This window comes from Pseudomonas sp. NFR16, from assembly GCF_900108875.1.
Taxonomy (GTDB): domain Bacteria; phylum Pseudomonadota; class Gammaproteobacteria; order Pseudomonadales; family Pseudomonadaceae; genus Aquipseudomonas.
Genome location: NZ_FNYJ01000005.1, coordinates 517,971 through 537,253, shown reverse-complemented (window position 1 = coordinate 537,253; position 19,283 = coordinate 517,971). Strand labels below are relative to the sequence as shown.

17 protein-coding genes are annotated in these 19,283 nt (G+C 58.7%); 14 read left to right on the top strand and 3 right to left on the bottom strand.

The features are described 5' to 3' along the window. Positions 1–442: 442 nt before the first annotated feature. Both BMZ10_RS21165 and BMZ10_RS21160 read right to left on the bottom strand, forming a co-directional pair. Positions 443–1,663 carry a CaiB/BaiF CoA transferase family protein gene (locus BMZ10_RS21165; protein ID WP_093466730.1) on the bottom strand — a complete coding sequence of 407 codons (1,221 nt, stop codon included), beginning with the start codon at positions 1,661–1,663 and terminating at the stop codon, positions 443–445. Positions 1,664–1,674: 11 nt separating this feature from the next. After that, entirely contained in the window at positions 1,675–2,856 is a 1,182-nt protein-coding gene (locus BMZ10_RS21160; RefSeq protein WP_093466728.1) for an acyl-CoA dehydrogenase, read from the bottom strand. Between the two features lie 173 nt (positions 2,857–3,029). Here BMZ10_RS21160 and BMZ10_RS21155 point away from each other — a divergent pair, with 173 nt between their 5' ends. The 10 genes from BMZ10_RS21155 to BMZ10_RS21110 all read left to right on the top strand — a co-directional run bounded on the left by BMZ10_RS21155 (position 3,030) and on the right by BMZ10_RS21110 (position 12,873). Further along, positions 3,030–3,926 carry a LysR family transcriptional regulator gene (locus BMZ10_RS21155; protein WP_093466726.1) on the top strand — a complete coding sequence of 299 codons (897 nt, stop codon included), beginning with the start codon at positions 3,030–3,032 and terminating at the stop codon, positions 3,924–3,926. A 436-nt stretch (positions 3,927–4,362) separates the two neighbouring features. Further along, positions 4,363–5,484, top strand: a complete 1,122-nt coding sequence (locus BMZ10_RS21150; RefSeq protein ID WP_093466724.1) for a Re/Si-specific NAD(P)(+) transhydrogenase subunit alpha — start codon at positions 4,363–4,365, stop codon at positions 5,482–5,484. An 11-nt stretch (positions 5,485–5,495) separates the two neighbouring features. Then, positions 5,496–5,819 (top strand): NAD(P) transhydrogenase subunit alpha part 2, encoded by a 324-nt coding sequence (locus BMZ10_RS21145; RefSeq protein ID WP_093466722.1) that lies wholly within the window; start codon positions 5,496–5,498, stop codon positions 5,817–5,819. Then, a complete protein-coding gene (locus BMZ10_RS21140; RefSeq protein WP_093466720.1) occupies positions 5,819–7,264 on the top strand; it encodes an NAD(P)(+) transhydrogenase (Re/Si-specific) subunit beta in 1,446 nt (481 codons plus the stop codon). Before BMZ10_RS21145 ends, BMZ10_RS21140 begins: the two co-directional genes overlap by 1 nt. Before the next feature lie 189 nt (positions 7,265–7,453). Beyond that, complete coding sequence (locus BMZ10_RS21135) at positions 7,454–8,947, top strand: acetyl-CoA hydrolase/transferase family protein (RefSeq protein ID WP_093466718.1); 1,494 nt, start codon at positions 7,454–7,456, stop codon at positions 8,945–8,947. Between the two features lie 319 nt (positions 8,948–9,266). Then, positions 9,267–9,482: a DUF1127 domain-containing protein gene (locus tag BMZ10_RS21130; protein WP_093466716.1), complete on the top strand. Its 216-nt coding sequence runs from the start codon at positions 9,267–9,269 to the stop codon at positions 9,480–9,482. Positions 9,483–9,829: 347 nt separating this feature from the next. Then, a complete protein-coding gene (locus tag BMZ10_RS21125; RefSeq protein ID WP_093466714.1) occupies positions 9,830–10,147 on the top strand; it encodes a DUF2388 domain-containing protein in 318 nt (105 codons plus the stop codon). Between the two features lie 105 nt (positions 10,148–10,252). Continuing rightward, the gene (locus BMZ10_RS21120) at positions 10,253–10,558 is read left to right on the top strand and encodes a DUF2388 domain-containing protein (protein ID WP_093466712.1); all 306 of its coding nucleotides are present in this window, start codon (positions 10,253–10,255) and stop codon (positions 10,556–10,558) included. A 36-nt stretch (positions 10,559–10,594) separates the two neighbouring features. Beyond that, positions 10,595–10,915 carry a DUF2388 domain-containing protein gene (locus tag BMZ10_RS21115; RefSeq protein ID WP_093466710.1) on the top strand — a complete coding sequence of 107 codons (321 nt, stop codon included), beginning with the start codon at positions 10,595–10,597 and terminating at the stop codon, positions 10,913–10,915. Then, positions 10,912–12,873, top strand: coding sequence for a DUF7844 domain-containing protein (locus BMZ10_RS21110; protein WP_093466708.1), 1,962 nt, complete (start codon positions 10,912–10,914; stop codon positions 12,871–12,873). The genes BMZ10_RS21115 and BMZ10_RS21110 overlap by 4 nt, the downstream gene beginning before the upstream one ends. 84 nt (positions 12,874–12,957) lie before the next feature. On the opposite strand, the gene BMZ10_RS21105 is transcribed toward BMZ10_RS21110, so the two are convergent. Beyond that, positions 12,958–13,359, bottom strand: a complete 402-nt coding sequence (locus BMZ10_RS21105; RefSeq protein WP_093466706.1) for a GFA family protein — start codon at positions 13,357–13,359, stop codon at positions 12,958–12,960. Between the two features lie 322 nt (positions 13,360–13,681). Between BMZ10_RS21105 and BMZ10_RS21100 the strand changes: the two genes are divergently transcribed. The 4 genes from BMZ10_RS21100 (at position 13,682) to BMZ10_RS21085 (ending at position 19,225) form a co-directional block, all read left to right on the top strand. Beyond that, entirely contained in the window at positions 13,682–14,989 is a 1,308-nt protein-coding gene (locus BMZ10_RS21100; RefSeq protein WP_093466704.1) for a CitMHS family transporter, read from the top strand. A gap of 64 nt (positions 14,990–15,053) precedes the next feature. Next, positions 15,054–15,821: a TerC family protein gene (locus BMZ10_RS21095; RefSeq protein WP_093466702.1), complete on the top strand. Its 768-nt coding sequence runs from the start codon at positions 15,054–15,056 to the stop codon at positions 15,819–15,821. Positions 15,822–16,131: 310 nt separating this feature from the next. After that, positions 16,132–17,775, top strand: a complete 1,644-nt coding sequence (locus tag BMZ10_RS21090) for a Na/Pi cotransporter family protein (RefSeq protein ID WP_093466700.1) — start codon at positions 16,132–16,134, stop codon at positions 17,773–17,775. 67 nt (positions 17,776–17,842) lie between these two features. Continuing rightward, entirely contained in the window at positions 17,843–19,225 is a 1,383-nt protein-coding gene (locus BMZ10_RS21085) for a M16 family metallopeptidase (RefSeq protein WP_093466698.1), read from the top strand. Positions 19,226–19,283: the final 58 nt, after the last annotated feature.

Here is a 19,283-nt window from a genome sequence, read left to right as displayed (position 1 = left end):
TAAAGAGCGGTTGGTCAAGAGCCTTTCGTCTCAACCGAGGCGCGCATTCTACAGCGTCCTCATCATCTGTCAAGCGGTTATTTTCAGAAGTTTTCAAAGTTTCCTTTGCAACTTCAACCACTTGCGCTTCGTTCGACTTGGCGTCTCACGTCAGCGGGAGGCGAATTCTACAGCGTTACAATCTGCTGTCAACCACCTTTTTCACCGCTGCCGATTCAGTGACCTGAATCGAAGCCCCTCCACGCTGCTTACTTCGTCTAACTCGTTGAATCTCAAGGAGTTTTCCGTTTCGTCTGCGCCGGAAGTGGGGCGAATTATAGAGACATTGAGAGGGCCGTCAACACCTAATTTGAATTTTCTATGAAATAGGCAAAAAAGCTGTGATTTCAGGTGATTGCAGCTGTTTATATAGAGAGCAACAGACACTCGATCATTACTTAAGCTACACCACTCCAATTTCCCGCAGCGCCGCAACTTCCGCTTCTTGAAGTCCCAACACTCGAGTAAGGATGTCTTCGGTATGTTCGCCGAGCAACGGCGGAGCCCGGCGATACTCGACAGGCGTCTCGGACAGGCGAATAGGACTGGCAACCTGCGGAACAACACCACCAAGGGCATGAGGCAGTTCAACCTTCAAGCCTCGCGCCTGAACCTGAGGATCGGCAAATACCTGCGCCACATCGTTGATGGGGCCGCACGGCACGCCGGCAAGCTCCAAAGCGGCGACCCACTGCGCGGTGGTCTTGAATACCGTGGCCTGGCGTATGAGGGGAATCAGCTCGGCGCGGTGCGCGACACGTTGTTTGTTCGTGACAAACCGAGGGTCGTCTGCCCACTGAGGCTGACCCGCGACCTCAGCGAACTTGCGAAACTGACTGTCATTGCCAACCGTTAGGATGAAATCGCCATCTGCCGTAGGAAAATCCTGATAAGGCACGATGTTCGGGTGAGCATTGCCGAGGCGCCGAGGAGGAGTGCCGGTTGTCAGGTAATTCATCGCTTGGTTCGCCAGACACGCAACCTGTACATCGAGCAGCGCCATATCAATATGTTGACCTGAGCCGCCCTGATCCCGGTGCGCCAGCGCTGCAAGGATCGCCGACGTCGAATACAACCCGGTGAGGATATCCGTCAGCGCGACGCCCACTTTCACGGGGCCTGCGCCGTCCTCGCCCTCTGGACGTCCGGTCAGACTCATCAGCCCGCCCAGCCCCTGGATCATGAAATCGTAGCCGGCACGCTTGGCATAAGGCCCGGTCTGACCGAAGCCGGTGATTGAGCAATAGATAAGCCTCGGGTTCTGCGCCTGCAACGACGCGTAATCCAGGCCGTATGCCTTGAGCCCACCGACCTTGAAGTTCTCGATGACGATGTCAGACCTTGCTGCGAGCTCGCGCACCAGTTTCTGACCCTCAGGACGGGTGAAGTCGACCGTGACAGAGTGCTTGTTCCTATTGGCAGAAAGGTAATAAGCAGCCTCAGAGGTGTTCTCGCCGCGAGGACCCTTCAGGAAAGGCGGCCCCCAGGCACGCGTATCGTCCCCGTTACCGGGGCGCTCGATCTTGATGACTTCAGCGCCGAGGTCCGCGAGGATCTGCCCTGCCCATGGCCCGGCCAACACGCGGGACAGATCCAGTACACGCAAATGCGATAGCGCGCCCATGGCTGGTCTCCTTAATAGAAGGCCTGAATGCCGGTCTGCGCACGGCCAAGAATCAGCGCGTGAACATCATGCGTACCTTCGTACGTGTTCACCACCTCAAGATTGACCAAATGACGTGCGATGCCGAACTCATCTGAAATACCGTTTCCGCCCAGCATGTCGCGAGCCATACGCGCGATATCCAGAGACTTGCCACACGAATTGCGCTTCATGATCGAAGTGATTTCGACTGCAGCAGTGCCTTCATCCTTCATGCGCCCCAGACGCAGACAACCCTGCAGCGCCAGTGTGATCTCAGTCTGCATGTCAGCGAGCTTTTTCTGGATCAGCTGATTGGCTGCCAATGGACGACCGAACTGCTGGCGATCCAACGTGTACTGGCGGGCGGTGTGCCAGCAGAACTCAGCAGCGCCCAGCGCACCCCACGAAATGCCGTAACGTGCGGAGTTCAGACAGGTGAACGGGCCTTTCAGACCTCGCACGACGGGGAAGATGTTTTCTTCTGGGACGAACACGTTATCCATGACGATCTCGCCGGTGATGGACGCACGCAGGCCGACTTTGCCATGGATAGCCGGAGCGCTGAGGCCTTGCCAGCCCTTTTCGAGAACGAAGCCACGGATGTCGCCAGCATCATCCTTGGCCCACACCACGAACACGTCAGCGATCGGGCTGTTGGTGATCCACATCTTGCTACCGGTCAAGCGGTAACCGCCTTCGACAGTCTTGGCACGGGTGATCATCGCGCCCGGGTCCGAGCCGTGGTTGGGCTCGGTCAAGCCAAAGCACCCGATCCATTCGCCGGACGCCAGCTTCGGCAGATACTTTTGCTTCTGAGCCTCAGTGCCAAACTCATTGATCGGCACCATGACCAGCGAGGATTGCACGCTCATCATCGACCTGTAGCCGGAATCGATGCGCTCGACCTCCCGCGCGATCAAGCCATAACAGACGTAGTTCAGGCCGCTGCCGCCATATTGCTCGGGGATGGTCGCACCCAACAGACCAACCTCGCCCATCTCGCGAAAGATCGCCGGATCGGTCTGTTCGTGACGAAACGCTTCGAGGACGCGAGGGGCCAGCTTGTCCTGGGCGAATTGCTCGGCGCTGTCACGAACCATGCGCTCTTCTTCGGTGAGCTGCTGATCCAGCAACAGCGGATCAATCCAGTTGAAGCTTGCCTTGCCGCCCATGACGTTCTCCTCGCTGAGTGATGCTTCCGGACGATGCCGGAAAAGTCGTGAATTGATCCTAGGCCTGGACTCGGTAGACGGCAAACGACGATTTCGAACAGTGTTGTGCTAATTTCTCACTCCGAAACAATTTAAATGGCCATTTACGGTCCTGATGAGTGAGGTAGACGTACATGCGCCGCAGAATCCCATCCACCGCCGCTCTCATCAGCTTTGAAGCAGCCGCCCGCCACGAAAGCTTCACCAAGGCCGCTGACGAACTTTCCCTCACCCAAAGCGCCATTTGCCGACAGATAGGCAGCCTGGAAGAATTCCTTAACGTGGAGCTGTTCCGACGATCGCGCAGAGGGGTCAAGTTGACAGAGGCGGGCCTTTCCTACAGCCGACGCGTCGCCACGCAGCTCGACGCGGTGGAGCGCGACACGTTATCGGTGATGGGGCATCAGGGTGCGAATGTCATCGAACTGGCAGTCGTGCCGACCTTCGGTACGCAATGGCTGCTTCCGAGGCTGAAGGATTTCCAACAGAAAAATCCAGACGTGACGATCAACCTGACCAATCGCACCAGGCCTTTTCTGTTTGCCGACACTGAGTTCGACGCAGCTATCTACTTCGGAGATGCCGACTGGTCAGGTACGGAATCGCATCGGCTGATGAGTGAAAACCCGATGCCGGTGTGTAGTCCTGAATTACTTGGCCACAAGGCACAGCTCAGCGCTCGCGAACTTGCCGATATGCCGTTGTTGCAGCAGACGACGCGTCCCTACGCGTGGCGGCAATGGTTTAACTCGATGGACCTGAACGTCGCGCGAGACATGACAGGGCCGCGATACGAACTATTCTCCATGCTCGCACAGGCGGCCATGCATGAAATGGGCGTCGCGCTGATCCCACCTTTTCTGATCCAGCGGGAGCTGGCAGAAAAGCGCTTGGTGATCGCTAATGCCCACGCGCTAGCGAGCGTAAAAGCCTACTACCTAATGATTCCGGAGCGAAAAGTCGAATCGGCGTCATTAAAGGCCTTCCGCGATTGGCTTGTGTATCAGGCTGAAACCTACGCCTTGCCTTGATCAGGAGCTGATTTCGATATTTTCTGACCCTGTAGTCAGCCCGACTCAAAGACTACATATATCTGCCAATGTCGCATTTTAGAAACACTTCCGTTGTGAATACAAAACGGGCTGTACGCGTTATGGCACGTGGCTTTCAGCGTTATTTACAGCCATTCTTTTCATCAATACAAAAAAAACTTCGAGCGCGTCTGAAGTCGCTAAACGCCTTTATTTCACTGGCCTGTAGCGATTTGTTGCGTCAAACGGTCACAGGGTGACTTGTAGTTAAATACACGTCGCGTTACAGAATTCCTTGAAGCCCCACATTTCCCCCTGCAAAATGCCGCGCCCCCGTCTTGTCTGGCGGGGACGTGGTGATCGCTGCCCCAGACGCGCCATCCGCAGCGCGCTGGCCTATTTTTAAAAGATAAAAAGATCACGCAGGAGATTTGACGTGCACATTGGAGTCCCTCTAGAAACCCAGTCCGGTGAAACTCGGGTTGCTGCAACTCCGGAAACCATCAAGAAGCTCGTTGGCCAGGGTCATAAGGTCACTGTCCAGTCAGGCGCAGGCATTACTGCGAGCGTGACGGACAGCGCTTATGAAGCGGCAGGCGCATCGACTGGCAGCGCTAATGATGCCTTCGGCGCCGAGTTGATCCTCAAGGTCGTCGCACCCAGCGACAGTGAACTGGCGCTGATCAAGCCCGGCACTGTCGTCATCGGGATGCTTAACCCCTTCAACAACGAGATCATCGCGAAGATGGCCGAGCGCGGCATTACTGCGTTCGCCCTAGAGGCTGCACCGCGCACCTCGCGCGCGCAAAGCCTGGACGTCCTGTCTTCGCAAGCCAACATTGCCGGCTACAAATCGGTGCTGCTGGCCGCGCATCACTATCCGCGCTTCATGCCGATGCTGATGACCGCCGCCGGAACGGTAAAGGCTGCTCGCGTGCTGATCCTGGGCGCGGGCGTTGCTGGCTTGCAGGCGATTGCGACTGCCAAGCGTCTTGGTGCGGTGATCGAGGCGTCCGATGTGCGTCCAGCAGTGAAGGAGCAGATCGAATCGCTGGGGGCCAAGTTCGTCGATGTGCCTTACGAGACGGATGAAGAGCGGGAAGCAGCGGTCGGTGTCGGCGGCTACGCGCGCCCGATGCCTGCCAGCTGGATGCAGCGCCAGGCCGTGGCTGTTCACGAGCGCGCCAAGCAGGCGGACATCGTGATCACCACCGCGCTCATCCCGGGCCGCAAGGCGCCGGTCTTGCTGAGCGCAGAAACCGTGTCGCAGATGAAACCGGGCTCGGTGGTCATCGACCTTGCTGCAGCCCAAGGCGGCAACTGCCCGCTGACCGTCGCTGACCAGGTGGTGATCGAGCACGGCGTCACGATCGTGGGGCACACCAACCTGCCAGCGCTGGTCGCGGCAGACGCGTCTGCTCTTTATGCACGTAACCTGCTGGACTTCCTGAAGCTGGTTTTCACCAAGGAAGGACAGTTCGAGATCAACCTCGAAGACGACATTATTGCCGCGTGCCTGATGTGCCGCGATGGCCAGATCGTCCGCAAGAACGGCTGAGGATAAAAACAATGGAAGACATGCTGATCTCTCATGGCGTCTACAACTTGATCATCTTCGTGCTGGCGATCTATGTCGGCTACCACGTGGTCTGGAACGTCACCCCTGCGCTGCACACCCCGCTGATGGCCGTGACCAACGCCATTTCGGCGATCGTCATCGTCGGCGCCATGCTCGCTGCCGCGCTGACCGTCACCCCGCTGGGCAAAACCATGGGCACCCTGGCGGTCGCACTGGCGGCCGTTAACGTGTTCGGTGGCTTTCTGGTCACCCGCCGCATGCTGGAAATGTTCAAGAAGAAAGCGCCTAAAACGAAAGACGAGGTATCGAAGTAATGAGCATGAACCTCGTCACCCTGTTGTACCTCGTTTCGGCGATCTGCTTCATTCAGGCGCTCAAAGGCCTTTCGCACCCGACCACTTCGCGTCGCGGCAACCTGTTCGGCATGCTCGGCATGGGCCTGGCCGTGCTGACGACGATTGGCCTGGTGTTCAAACTGGCTGCGTTATCCACCGACGGCGCCAGCGCAGGCATCGGTTACATCATCGTGGGTCTGCTCGTCGGTGGCACGGCCGGTTCGATCATGGCCAAGCGCGTCGAGATGACCAAGATGCCGGAGTTGGTCGCCTTCATGCACAGCATGATCGGTCTGGCGGCGGTGTTCATTGCCATCGCGGCCGTGGTCGAGCCTCAGTCGCTGGGTATCGTTCAGCACCTGGGCGACTCGATTCCTACCGGCAACCGCCTGGAGCTTTTCCTCGGCGCGGCCATTGGTGCGATCACGTTCTCCGGTTCTGTCATTGCCTTCGGCAAACTGTCGGGCAAATACAAGTTCCGCCTGTTTCAGGGAGCACCGGTACAGTTCGCGGGACAGCACAAGCTGAACCTGATTCTCGGTCTGGCCACGCTGTTCTTCGGCCTGACCTTCATGTTCACCGGCAGCCTGTTTGCGTTCAGCGTCATGCTGATCCTGGCATTCGTGATTGGCGTGCTGCTGATCATCCCGATCGGGGGCGCGGACATGCCTGTGGTCGTGTCGATGCTCAACAGCTACTCGGGCTGGGCAGCGGCGGGTATCGGCTTTTCGCTGAACAACTCGATGCTGATCATCGCAGGCTCGCTGGTGGGTTCGTCTGGCGCAATTCTGTCGTACATCATGTGCAAGGCGATGAACCGTTCGTTCTTCAACGTGATCGGCGGCGGCTTTGGCGCAGCGGCAGATGCCGGTGCCGCGGACGGCGCGAAAGAAGCACGCCCGGTGAAATCCGGGTCGGCTGATGACGCGACCTTCCTGCTGACCAATGCCGACACGGTGATCATCGTTCCTGGCTACGGTCTTGCGGTAGCGCGCGCTCAACACGCGCTCAAAGAGCTGACCGAGAAGCTGACCCATGCTGGCGTGACCGTGAAATACGCGATTCACCCCGTCGCAGGTCGCATGCCGGGCCACATGAACGTTCTGCTCGCCGAGGCCGAGGTGCCTTACGATCAGGTCTTTGAAATGGAAGACATCAACTCCGAGTTTGGCCAGGCCGACGTGGTGCTGGTGCTGGGCGCCAACGACGTGGTTAACCCCGCTGCGAAAAACGATCCGAAGTCGCCTATCGCGGGCATGCCGATCCTGGAAGCCTTCAAGGCCAAGACGATCATCGTCAACAAGCGCTCCATGGCCAGCGGCTATGCAGGCCTGGACAACGAGCTGTTCTACCTCGACAAAACCATGATGGTCTTCGGCGACGCCAAGAAGGTCATCGAAGACATGGTCAAAGCCGTCGAGTAAACGCTCTGGCCCGCTCCACAGAGAACCCCCGGCGCGTTCTGGCGCAGGGGGTTTTTTACATCTCGCGTAAAAGTGTTTTGCTCTGAAACCCGCTAATTAGAGGCCTCGAATGCGACCTTGGTAGCGGGACGAAAAAACACCAACTCTCTAGACTGCTCACTCGCATCCTCGTCCCGAGATAAGAACATCATGCACCGTGAACGTATCCGTCTGCCTTCGCTGCTCAGCAAGGTAATGAGCGCGGCCGATGCCGCTTCCCTGATCAAGGACGGCATGACCGTCGGTATGAGTGGCTTTACCCGCGCAGGTGAAGCCAAGGCTGTGCCCAAAGCGCTCGCCGAACGAGCCAAGGCGTCGCCGCTGAAAATCAGCCTGATGACCGGCGCCAGCCTGGGCAATGACCTGGACAAACAACTCACTGAAGCGGGTGTGCTGTCCCGTCGCATGCCGTTTCAGGTAGACAATACGCTGCGCAAGGCTATCAACGACGGCACGGTCATGTTCATCGACCAGCATCTGTCCGACACCGTTGAGCAACTGCGTAATCGCCAGATCAAAGCGGTCGACATCGCGGTCATCGAGTGCGTGGCGATCACCGAGGAAGGCCACCTGGTGCTCAGCACCTCGGTCGGCAACTCGGCGAGCTTCGCCATCCTGGCCGAAAAGGTGATCGTCGAGATCAACATCGCTCAGCCGCTGGAGCTCGAAGGACTCCATGACATTTATATCCCGACGTACCGGCCGACTCGGCTGCCAATTCCCGTACTCAAAGCCGATAGCCGCATTGGCAGCCAGGCCGTGAAGATCGACCCTGCGAAGATCGTCGGAATCGTTTTCAGCGACCAGACTGACTCACCTTCAACTGTACTGCCCGCCGACAGCGATACCCAGGCCATCGCCGGACATCTGGTCGAATTCTTCAAGAACGAGGTGCGTCAGAATCGCCTGACCAACCAGCTGATGCCGCTGCAGGCAGGCGTGGGCACCATCGCCAACGCAGTCATGACCGGCCTGATCGACTCGCCGTTCCATGGCATGGCGATGTACTCCGAAGTGCTGCAGGACTCCACATTCGATCTGTTCGAAGCGGGCAAGCTCGACTTCGCTTCGGGCTGCTCCATGACCCTGTCCGAACGCAAGCATGACGCGGTCTACAACAATCTTGAGCAGTACAGATCGAAACTGTTGCTCCGCCCTCAGGAGATTTCCAACCACCCTGAAGTCGTGCGTCGCCTGGGCATCATCGGCATCAACACTGCCCTGGAGTTCGACCTGTACGGCAACGTCAACTCCACGCACGTGGGTGGCACCCGGATGATGAACGGGATCGGCGGCTCGGGCGACTTCGCGCGCAATGCCCACCTTGCCATTTTTGTCACCAAGTCCATTGCCAAAGGCGGCGTGATTTCAAGCGTGGTTCCGATGGTCAGCCATGTGGATCACACCGAGCACGATGTGGACATTCTGGTGACGGAGATTGGACTGGCAGACCTGCGCGGTCTGGCGCCCCGCGAGCGAGCGCGAGTGATCATCGACAACTGCGTACACCCCGCGTATCGCGAGGCGTTGAACGACTATTTCCGTAAAGCCTGTGCAATCGGCGGCCACACGCCGCACGTACTGCGTGATGCACTCAGTTGGCACCTGAACCTCGAAGAAACCGGTCGCATGCTGGCCGTGTGAGAAAACAGTTTGGAGGTGACGACGACCTTTCGTCGCCACCTTCCACGAACTGAACGCAAATAATTCGAAAACTGTTCTGCTGTACCGGTCATTTTCCCCTCAAAAATCTCTCTTTTCACCATTAGCGCGCAGAAAACGCACCAATATTGTGCGCACCTGTACAGTTGCCCCAAATCCGAACAAAACAGTGCCTGATCACAGTTAACTGGAGCAGCACAATACGAGTGAACTGTGTCTGGAGGGAGAGAGGCAACGAGAGGAAGATTGTCACCAATCAAGCCACTATCTAATCCCGCCACAAGCGGAAGGAAGAAGCACCATGGAACGCACCGTAAGTTCCGAACTGTTCTACGAAGACACCGCAAAAACCGCTCAAGCCTCGTTGCCGCTGCGCATGTTCGCCAACCTGATGCTCTGGCAGCGTCGCCTGTCCAGCCGCCATCAACTGGCCCGTCTGGATGCTCGTCTGCTGGCCGACGCCGGTATCAGCGAATCCCAGCGTTACGAAGAGCTGAGCAAGCCGTTCTGGCGCTAAGCAAGCGTCTGCTGGTCCCAGGCCTCGAGCCTCTCACCAGCAACCCGAATTGTTCAAACAAGACCCGTCGCAGGCAACTGCGGCGGGTTTTGTCATTTACAGGGGTTCTTTCATCCAGTGCTGCGATGTTGAAGCGATAACCCATACAGTTGAACTATCCGTTCAATAGACCCGTACAATTTCACTGGCGTGCGGTCCATCAATTCCGTATTGCACTGTGACGGCATGTGGCATTTCGCCCTGCTATTCCGCCTCCGCGCGTTACGCTAGTCTTGCACCACCTTCTTAACCGCCGCCTGCGCAGGCTTGCTCATGCGGTCATCGAATCTGTTTACTGGAGTCTACGTATGTCCCGCCTTCATCTTTTGAGTGCTGCAGTTCTCGCCATCGCGGCTACCGGCGTTCAGGCTTCCAGCTTCGTCGTGACGACTGACACCATCGTTCGCGCGTTGGATGCATCGTCCAATGCAACCTCCAAGATCTCCTCCTCCTTTCACGATGACAAGATTGTGCTGGCTGCCCGTGATGACGCGGCCAGCTTCGTGGCCAGTCAGGGCGAAATCCGCGGCGTGAAGCTTGAAGGCGCGTTCCAGCACATTCGTGAAATCGCACCCGGCTTGCAGGCGTCCGACGCACAGCTGGCTCAGGCAATTCTTGCTATCTGATTCAGCATCGCGACAGCTTCGAACCAGCACACCCGAGCGTTCGCACTAGCTCTGGCCCGGGTGTTGCGCTAGCCTTGCGACTTGTTTTGCCGATACCGAAGACTCATGCGTTCATTGTCTCGCCTGTTGATTGCGATGACTGCCAGCCTGATGTGTACCAGCCAGGCTCAAGCATTCGACACAACCACACAAAGCCTGATCAAAAGCGGGTACGCCACCAGCCAGGTGACGACCGGGCCTTTCGATAACAAACTGATACTTGCCGCCCAGGACGATGCAGCAGCGTTCATTGCCAGTGAAGGCCAACTGCGAGGAGCACAGCTGGAATCGGCGTTGATGTATCTGCGCCAGGCCCAGCCAAAACTTCATGCCAGCGACCTTGAACTGGCGCAGGCAATCCTCGTCCAATAGTCACTTTTTGCACCTTCTGTATTCTGGAGCCGTTCCATGCGTACCCCGTTGATCGCCGCCGCCCTCGGCCTGCTGTTGCTGACCGATGTCGCGCACGCGCAAACCCTCAAAGCCACCAGTAACATCGTTGTCCGCGCGCTTGGCCGCAGCGTCGACTTCACCTCGGACACCACGTCGTCGGTGCGTAACTGGAAAATGGTGATCGAAGCCCAGGACGATGCCGCCAGCTATGTGGCCAGCAATGGCAACATTCACGCTGCCCGACTGGACGCCGCATTCGCGACGCTGCGCGAGCGTCTGCCAGAAGCCCGCAATGCAAGTGATCAGGACCTCGCTGAAGCCATTCTCGCATTGTGAGGCGCGTTGCCGCCTGGCTGCTGGCGTCGGCACTCTCGCTGATCTGCACGAGCGCCTTCGCCGACCTGAGCCTGTCGCTGCACACCGACGGGCTTGATGCTGCACAACAGAAAGCCAGCCAGGCGCTGCTGGATGAAGCAATGGCCGCTTTGCCGCCGATGTTCGTCAGCAAACTGGATCGCAAGGTTGAGGTCCACTGGACCGACGACATGCCGTCCAATGCCTATGGACGTGCAGACGGCCCGTATCGGCTGGACCTCAATCAGCGTCTGCTGTCGGGGCTGACCGACGGCAGCGCTGCCACCACCCGAACCAATCGCCCCCACGGCACCGTGCGCGAAGAAATGCTCGCCACGGTTCTGCATGAACTGACCCACATTTATGATCACGCCCAGCTCTGGTCGCCCGAGGACCGCAAGCTGATCATTGCGTGCGCGCGGCAGGGCAACAGCGTCGGTAAGATCGGTCTGCGTGACAGTTGTCGAGGACAGACCGAACGGCGCTTCACGCTCAGCGACGATCCGCGACTGTTGGATCTGGCCGGCTGGCCACAGTACGTCGGGCGGCGAGGGGATCGCGAAGAGCGCAACGGCCAGGTCGCTCGGAGCCCGGATATCTACGAAATCAGCAGTCCGCTGGAATTCGTGGCGGTGAACATGGAGTACTTTCTGCTCGATCCCGCGTACGCCTGCCGCCGTCCGGCACTGTATGACTACTACAAAAAGCAGTTTGACTGGGCGCCTGCTGCGAAGGATGACTGCCCCACGTCTTACCCGTATTTGAATGCCGGCAACGATTTTGCCCGCGAGCCGCTCGGCAAGCTCGACCCCGAGCGCGTCTATGAAGTGGACTATCTGCTGGCCGAAGCCAATCAGAACCTGGTGAGTCGCTGGGGTCACAGCATGCTGCGTCTGGTGATCTGCAAACCCGGCCGACCACGTGGCCCGGATTGCCGGCTCGATCTTGATCAGCATCTGGTGTTGTCCTATCGCGCCTTCGTCAATGACCTGCAGCTGTCCAGCTGGAGTGGTCTGACGGGCGCCTATCCTTCACGGCTCTTCGTGCTGCCGCTGGGTCAGGTCATCGACGAATACACCAAGACCGAGCTGCGCAGCCTGGCGTCAGTGCCACTCAAGCTGTCTCGCGAAGAAATAGACGGGCTGGTGCAACACGCCGCTGAAATGCACTGGGCGTACGACGGCAATTACTGGTTCCTGTCGAACAATTGCGCGGTAGAGAATCTGAAGTTACTGCGCAGCGGTACGAACGATCCACGTCTGATCGGCCTGGACAGCATCATGCCTAACGGCTTGTTGGAAGTGTTGAAAGGGCGAGGGCTGGCCGACACCAGTGTGCTGGACGATCAGAAGAAAGCCCTGCGCCTGGGGTACCGGTTCGACTCGTATCGCGACCGCTATCAGGCGATGTTCGATGTGCTGCGCAAAACCACGGACGTCAAGCAAACCACCGTCGAGGACTGGCTGACGTTGCCTGCCAAAGAGCGCCAGCCTTACTTTGCCAAGGCCGACCTGCGCACCAGCGCCGCAATGCTGCTGCTGGAACAGGCGGCTCAGCGTCGCCAGCTCTTGCTCGCGCAGGATGAGGTGAAGCAGCGTTATCTGAGCGCAGTGGAGAAAAAGGACAACGGCGTCTCCAAAGCCACTGGCACGTTGCAGGACATTCTGGCAAACAGCGGCTTCTTGAGTCGCCCGGCAGAATTGCTGGGCAGCGGCGGTTATGGCCTTCCGCAACAAGGCGAGTGGCAACGGCTGGAAGAAGAAAGCACCCAGCGGCAAAAGCAGCTGCAGCGGCTGACCGGCGACCTGGACACGGAAGTGCGAGCGCTGCTGGAGCCTGATCGCGCCGCTGAGATCGCCGCCACCGATGAAAACCTCAAGCAGGTGGGCGAACATCTGCGCGCGCTACACAAAGCTGCGGGCGGACTGGAGTTGCCGTGACAGCTTGAGGCCAATGGCGAGCGTAACGACGATCGGAAAAACCGCAACCTCTCCGTTAGCTAATCCACAGCGATATGCCGCCGCTTATAGCCTCTCTCCCGGCTCGCCCGGCAAGTGCTCATCCAGATGCAGCCAAGGCAGGCGGTTGTCAGTCCAGATATGCCGGGCAGCCGGCGCCAGCTCCGGATGATCGAGCGTGCCGATGGTGACGTCCATGGTCTGCGGGCTGTTGCGGCTGAACAGGGCGACCTGCGCGCCACAGTTATTGCAGAAATATCGCACACACGTCGGTCCGGAATCGTAAGCCGCAGGGCTGCCTGCCAACCACTTGAACGCGTCCAGCGGGACGCTGATCCAGGTCACGACGATGCCGCCGGAGGTGCGTCGGCAGATCGAGCAGTGACAGTGGGCAATATCCGACAGCGGCGCATCGAACTGATAACGCAAATTGCCGCAATGGCAGCCGCCCGTGTGCATCTCATTCATGGATGATCTCCCGACTTGGTTCAAGATGTGACTGCCGCTCAAGCCAATCGCTTCATTTTTTGTCCAGCGTGCGACATATCACCCGCGAAAGCTGGCTGAAAGCTTACCCCTTTAGCATCCCGTCATCGCCGGCGGAAGACCGGTAGCCAGAACGGACGTCTTTTGACGTTCGCCGGCCCATCTACAACAACAATTAGGTGATTCTGATGCTTGCTTGCACTGCGATGTACCCCTCGCTCGCCCCCCGACTCCACGCGCCGCTCGTTCTGAGCTGATGACCTCGTCTCGTCTTTTTCACGTCGCGTAACGCTGGAGTATTGCTATGTTGACCTTCCTCGGCTTCGCCATGGTCGTCGCCTTCATGTACCTGATCATGAGCAAGCGCCTGTCGGCGTTAATCGCGCTGATCATTGTTCCAATCGTCTTTGCCCTGTTCGGCGGCTTTGCCTCGGACATCGGCCCCATGATGCTCTCGGGCATCACCAAGCTTGCGCCGACCGGCGTGATGCTGATGTTCGCCATTCTGTACTTCGCCTTGATGATCGACTCCGGCCTGTTCGACCCGGCCGTGCGCAAAATCCTCAAGCTGGTGAAGGGCGACCCGGTCAAGGTTTCTGTCGGCACGGCAGTGCTGGCGCTGGTCGTGTCACTGGATGGCGATGGCGCCACCACCTACATGATCTGCGTCGCCGCGATGCTGCCGCTGTACAGCCGCCTGGGCATGAGCCCGCGAATCATGGCCGGGCTGATCATTCTGGCCGGTGGTGTAATGAACATGACGCCGTGGGGCGGCCCGACCGCCCGTGCTGCCAGCGCCCTGCACGTCGACCCGTCGGACATTTTCGTGCCGATGATCCCGGCCATGCTGGCGGGCGTCGTGGCGATCCTGGTGATTGCCTATTTTTACGGCAAACGCGAGCGCGCGCGTCTGGGCGAGCTGCATCTGCCGGGTGACGAGGTCGACCACAGCGAGATCAGCGTTTCGCAGTTCCCGGACGCCCGCCGTCCGAAGCTGATCTGGTTCAACGCAGCGCTGACTCTGGCGCTGATGGTGGCGTTGATCATGGGCCTGCTGCCGCTGCCGGTGCTGTTCATGATCGCGTTCAGTATCGCGATGATCGTCAACTATCCCTGCCTGCAAGCGCAGAAAGATCGCGTTGCCGCTCACGCCGGTAGCGTGCTGGCAGTGGTCGGGCTTATTTTCGCAGCCGGTATCTTCACGGGTATCCTGTCGGGCACCGGGATGGTCGACGCGATGTCGAAAAGCCTGCTTGCGGTCATTCCCGACTCGATGGGGCCGTATCTGGCCGTCATTACGGCGATCGTCAGCATGCCGTTCACCTTTTTCATGTCCAACGATGCGTTTTACTATGGCGTCCTGCCGGTGCTTTCGGAGGCTGCTGCGCATTACGGCATCAGTCCGGTGGAAATGGCGCGTGCCTCGATCGTCGGTCAGCCCGTCCACTTGCTGAGCCCACTGGTGCCGTCGACCTATCTGTTGGTGGCGCTTGCCGGCATCGAGTTCGGTGATCATCAGCGCTTCACCCTCAAGTGGGCGGTGCTGGTGTGCGTGTGCATCATGATCGGTGCACTGCTGATGGGGATTTTCCCTGCCTACAGCAGTCTATAAATGCAAATGAACGCCCTCGCCGGCACAGGCTGGCGAGGGTCATACAAGCCCAAAGGAAAACGTAATGGAATGGCTGACCAACCCTGAGATCTGGGTTGCTTTCTTCACGCTGACTGCCCTGGAAATCGTGCTGGGCATCGATAACATCATCATGATCTCGATCCTGGTCAGCCGCATGCCGAAGGCCATGCAGCCTCGCACGCGCATTTTCGGCCTGGCCCTGGCGATGATCACGCGCATCCTGCTGTTGCTGTCCATCACGTGGGTCATGCGCCTGACCGATGATCTGTTCGAAGTCTTCGGCCAGGGCATTTCCGGCCGCGACCTGATCCTGTTCTTCGGCGGTCTGTTTCTGTTGTGGAAAAGCTCTCAGGAGATCTACCACGGCATGGAAGGTGAAGAAGAGGAGCTCGACGAGCCGAAAGGCAAGGGCGGTCTGTTCCTGTACACCATCATTCAGATTGCCATCATCGATATCGTGTTCTCGCTGGACTCCGTCATCACCGCAGTCGGCATGGTCTCCCATGTCCCTGTCATGGTCGCAGCGATCATCGTCGCGGTGCTGATCATGATGCTGTGCTCCGGCGTCATCAGCGACTTCATCGACAAACACCCGTCGCTCAAGATGCTCGCGCTCTCGTTCCTGATCGTGGTGGGTACGGTGCTGATCGCCGAGTCGTTCGATGTGCACGTGCCAAAAGGCTACGTTTACTTCGCCATGGCGTTCTCGCTGGCGGTAGAGGCCATCAACATCAAGATGCGCATGGCGATGGCAAAGAAAAAGGCGATGAAGGACCCTGTGAAACTTCGCAAGGACGTTCCGGGTCAATAACACCCAGTGCGTGTGGCGGTGATAGAACGGGGCATTGGATGCCCCGTTTTTTATTGAGCGGCATGCCTTGGAGAGAAGCGAGCTCGGGCTCACAGTCTCGTCATCGCCGCGGCTGGGGCGATTCGAACCGTTTGATTTGTTACAGATTTGTTTCAAGAAATAATCGTCTGTGCCATGCTGGCAATAAGGCCTCAGGCCGACTAAAGCTTTAGTCGAGCGCGCTGAAAATCAAGCCGTTCAGGCGCCTTCGCTCGCTACATGCTGCACTTTTAATCTTCTGCCCGTTGGGCAACAACAGGGGGCTTTCCGTATGCTGACCCTGCTCGATTTGCTTTCCGCCGTCGCGCTGTTGATCTGGGGCACGCACATCGTTCGTACCGGCATCCTGCGCGTCTACGGCTCACAATTGAGACGCGTGCTCAGCCAGAACATGTCGAAACGTCCGTTGGCGTTCATCGCCGGGATTCTCGTGACAGCTCTGGTTCAGAGCAGCAACGCCACTGCCATGTTGGTGACCTCGTTTGTGGGTCAGGGCCTGATGGGGCTCACGCCGGCGTTGGCCATCATGCTCGGCGCCGACGTCGGTACCGCCGTCATGTCTCGCATACTGACGTTCGACCTGTCGTGGCTCTCGCCGCTGCTGATTTTCCTTGGCGTGGTGTTCTTTCTCTCGCGCAAGCAGACTCGCATCGGCCAGCTGGGTCGCGTTGGCATCGGTCTGGGCCTGATCATCCTCGCCTTGCAGTTGATCGTGACCGCTGCGGCGCCGATCACTCAGGCCGCCGGCGTGAAGGTACTGTTCGCTTCTCTCACCGGTGATCTGCTGCTCGATGCCCTGGTCGGCGCGATGTTCGCGCTGATTTCCTACTCCAGCCTGGCTGCGGTGTTGCTGACGGCAACACTGGCCGGCGCCGAAATCATCAGCCTGCCGGTAGCGATCGGCCTGGTCATTGGCGCCAACATCGGCAGCGGGCTGCTGGCATTTCTCAGCACCAGCATGCAGAACGTCGCCGGCCGCCAAGTGGCACTGGGCAGCTTATTGTACAAGCTGATCGGGTTGCTGCTGATCGTTCCGGTCCTGACGCCGCTCGTGCACTGGATGGACTCGCTGAACGTCAGCCCGTCGAGTCTGGTGATCAGCTTCCACGTGATCTACAACTCGCTGCGGTGCCTGATCATGCTGCCGACGGTAGGACCGATGGGTCGCCTGTGCGCCTCGCTTCTGCCGCAACAGGCTGAGGTCAACGGTCAGACCAAGCCACGCCATCTGGACCTGACGGCACTCTCGACACCCAGTCTGGCGCTGGCCAATGCCGTTCGCGAGACGTTGCGCATGGGCGATCTGCTCGACAGCATGCTCAACGCCATGCAGGAAGTGTTGCGAGGCAACCAGACGGCCGTGACACAGGAAGTGCGCCGGCTGAACGACGATATCGAAGTGCTCTACAACGCGATCAAGTTGTATCTGGCACAGATGCCGCGCGAGGATCTGAGCGATCAGGACAACCGCCGCTGGGCAGAAATCATCGAGCTTTCAATCAACCTCGAACTCGCCAGCGGTCTGATCGAACGCATGTTGCGCAAGGTTCAACAGCAGAAAACCGCCCAGCGCAGGTCGTTTTCCGACGTGGGTCTGGAAGAACTTTCCGGCCTGCATGAGCAACTGATCGCCAACCTCCGCCTGGGCCTGTCGGTCTTTCTCAGCGGAGATCCGGAAAGCGCTCGCCAGCTATTGCGGGAGAAACGTCGTTTCCGGGCACAGGAACGGCGTCTGGCGCACGCCCATGTCAGCAGACTGCAACGTAAAATCGTGCAGAGTATCGAGACCAGTTCCTTGCACCTTGAGCTGATCGCCGACATGAAGCGGCTTAACTCGCTGTTCTGCAGCAGCGCCTACGCCGTGCTGGAAACGAGTGACACCGGCGCACTCTCCAGTGAGAGCCAGCCCGAATAATCGAGGTGAACGCAGGGGCCAGACCGAAGTCTGTTACACATACCGGCCCGCAAGGAAGCCCGTTTTTATGCGTTGCCTGCTGTTCATTTGTTTGTGTCTGACATCCCTCACCTCTATGGCCATCGACCGCTTCCAGGTGGAAGGCTACGTATTGCCCAACGGTTTGCAGTTACTGCTCAAGCCCGCTGAAAAAGGCCACGTGTCTATCCGCCTTGTCGTAGGCGTCGGCTTCGATGATTTCAAATGTGAAGACAAAGAATTGCCGCACCTGCTTGAGCACGTGTTGTTCAGCGGCATCGACAGCAGCGGCGAGGGCGGGCTTGAGCAGCAGATGCAGGCCCTGGGCGGGGAGTGGAATGCGTTTACCAGCAACACCGACACCACATTCGTGATCGAAGCGCCGGCGCAGAATCAGCGCAAGGTGCTGGACCTGCTGCTCAACGTGCTGACCCACACGCAGGTGAATCAGGCCAACGTGGATACCGCCAAGCGGATCGTCGAGCGCGAGGACGGCGGCCACTATTCACATCTGCAGCGCTGGCTGGATAAACGTGACCTGGGCCACAGCGCCAGCAATCAACTGGCCGTCGAGCTGGGCCTCAAGTGCCCGGAGCGGCCTGAGCTGGATCACCTCACCGTCGAACAGATCGAAAACATCCACGACAACTGGTACGCGTCCAACAACATGACGCTGATCATCGTGGGCGATCTGGATAAATTGCTGCCAGCCTATCTGGAGCGCACGTTCGGCCAGCTGAATGCCGTTGACCCCACCGAACATCCTCCGTTGCTGACGATGTCCGAAAAGGCTGAACCCGAACGCACGCTGGTGCGCGGCGCGCTGGGTGACGGGGCCAAGCTGCATCTGTTCTTCACCGAGCCGGATCTAGGCGAGCAGCACGATGAAACCTGGGATCTGGTGAAGTCCTATCTGGATTGGGCGCTGTACAGCGAGTTGCGTCTGGACAAGGGCTATTCGTATGGCCCGTGGACCGATCGTGAGGCGTTCGGGGATACCGGATTTCTCAGCCTCAATGCTGATCTGTCGCGGGACGACGTCGCCTCTGCGGTAGCGGCCGTGCGATCGATGCTGGCGCGGTTACGCAAAGAAGGCATGGACCCGGCGACCTTCGCTCGTCTGCAACAGGCGTCCATTGCCAAGCAGGCCTGGGCGGTGCAGGGCAACAGTGCGCTGGCGGATTACTACTGGGGCGCCCTGAACGACTACGACGACGGCCGTTTCGAAGATCCGGCCAAACGTACCCGCGGTGTAAGTCTGGATCTGGCGAATCGTGCAATGCGCCAGCTGCTAAGCCAGCCTGGATACTTGCGCATTGAAGAGCCGTTGATCGGCTACGACCAACTGTATGAGATCGGGATGGCGTTACTGGCGCTGATTGCAGTCGTGCTTTTCTGGCGCTGGCGGGTCTACAAAAGACGCCCGCTCTGACGGACTGAGATGAGTCCAGGTCCTTCAGTCAATTTAGGAGCGCGCTTGCCCGCGATCT

Bases quoted from the DNA above. Each gene is read 5' to 3' on its own strand.
- BMZ10_RS21105 (WP_093466706.1), bottom strand. From the start codon at position 13,359: ATGAATGAGATGCACACGGGCGGCTGCCATTGCGGCAATTTGCGTTAT.
- BMZ10_RS21140 (WP_093466720.1), top strand. From the start codon at position 5,819: ATGAGCATGAACCTCGTCACCCTGTTGTACCTCGTTTCGGCGATCTGC.
- BMZ10_RS21160 (WP_093466728.1), bottom strand. From the start codon at position 2,856: ATGGGCGGCAAGGCAAGCTTCAACTGGATTGATCCGCTGTTGCTGGAT.
- BMZ10_RS21100 (WP_093466704.1), top strand. From the start codon at position 13,682: ATGTTGACCTTCCTCGGCTTCGCCATGGTCGTCGCCTTCATGTACCTG.
- BMZ10_RS21120 (WP_093466712.1), top strand. From the start codon at position 10,253: ATGCGTTCATTGTCTCGCCTGTTGATTGCGATGACTGCCAGCCTGATG.
- BMZ10_RS21115 (WP_093466710.1), top strand. From the start codon at position 10,595: ATGCGTACCCCGTTGATCGCCGCCGCCCTCGGCCTGCTGTTGCTGACC.
- BMZ10_RS21135 (WP_093466718.1), top strand. From the start codon at position 7,454: ATGCACCGTGAACGTATCCGTCTGCCTTCGCTGCTCAGCAAGGTAATG.
- BMZ10_RS21125 (WP_093466714.1), top strand. From the start codon at position 9,830: ATGTCCCGCCTTCATCTTTTGAGTGCTGCAGTTCTCGCCATCGCGGCT.
- BMZ10_RS21085 (WP_093466698.1), top strand. From the start codon at position 17,843: ATGCGTTGCCTGCTGTTCATTTGTTTGTGTCTGACATCCCTCACCTCT.
- BMZ10_RS21130 (WP_093466716.1), top strand. From the start codon at position 9,267: ATGGAACGCACCGTAAGTTCCGAACTGTTCTACGAAGACACCGCAAAA.
- BMZ10_RS21095 (WP_093466702.1), top strand. From the start codon at position 15,054: ATGGAATGGCTGACCAACCCTGAGATCTGGGTTGCTTTCTTCACGCTG.
- BMZ10_RS21155 (WP_093466726.1), top strand. From the start codon at position 3,030: ATGCGCCGCAGAATCCCATCCACCGCCGCTCTCATCAGCTTTGAAGCA.
- BMZ10_RS21145 (WP_093466722.1), top strand. From the start codon at position 5,496: ATGGAAGACATGCTGATCTCTCATGGCGTCTACAACTTGATCATCTTC.
- BMZ10_RS21165 (WP_093466730.1), bottom strand. From the start codon at position 1,663: ATGGGCGCGCTATCGCATTTGCGTGTACTGGATCTGTCCCGCGTGTTG.
- BMZ10_RS21090 (WP_093466700.1), top strand. From the start codon at position 16,132: ATGCTGACCCTGCTCGATTTGCTTTCCGCCGTCGCGCTGTTGATCTGG.